We start from the raw sequence: 512 nt of genomic DNA on the forward strand, positions 1-512 counted from the left end.
CTGCGGATCAGGGTTCCCCTGATCGAGGACGCGGTTCAAGAAGTCCTCCAACATCGCGTGGAGGATCTCCCGCTTGTTGTCGAAGTAGTTGTAGAGCGTGGCCGGAGACTTGCCGGCCTCGTCAGCGATATCGGTCATCCTGGCATTGAGATAGCCGTCGCGCTTGAAGACGGTGCGTGCAGCGGTCTTGATGAGCTGTGCGGTCTGCTGCCCCTTCGTGCCCACGTGCTGGTGCCCGGTACTCGTTGTGTGCACCTTGATGGCCCCTTTGATCTTGTCGCTGTAGGCCTCGATTGTATCGATATCGCTGACGGGGATGCACTTACAGCTTGGGCATGACCTCGGCGGCGAACAGCGCCATCGTGTCCATGAGCATCTCGTGCGGGAGTGCACCGCAGTCGAAGGCGGCGAGGTGGATGTCGGGATCTATGGTCTCCTTGAACGTGCCCATTCGATCGAGGACCTCTTCCGGGCTGCCACACATAGCCGTTCCCTCGATCAGTTCCTCGTAG

At 59.8% G+C, this 512-nt stretch carries 1 protein-coding gene and 1 pseudogene; both read right to left on the minus strand.

What is annotated here, in order from left to right; all coding sequences use genetic code 11:
* Positions 1-225 (minus strand): TetR/AcrR family transcriptional regulator (locus AC1DYG_RS19265; RefSeq protein ID WP_477641466.1); only part of this gene is annotated, 225 nt, incomplete at its 3' end.
* Positions 226-322: 97 nt separating this feature from the next.
* Positions 323-512: pseudogene (locus tag AC1DYG_RS19270) on the minus strand (hypothetical protein); the annotation flags it as partial.

The sequence above is a fragment of the Pedococcus sp. P1_H8 genome (assembly GCF_056405175.1).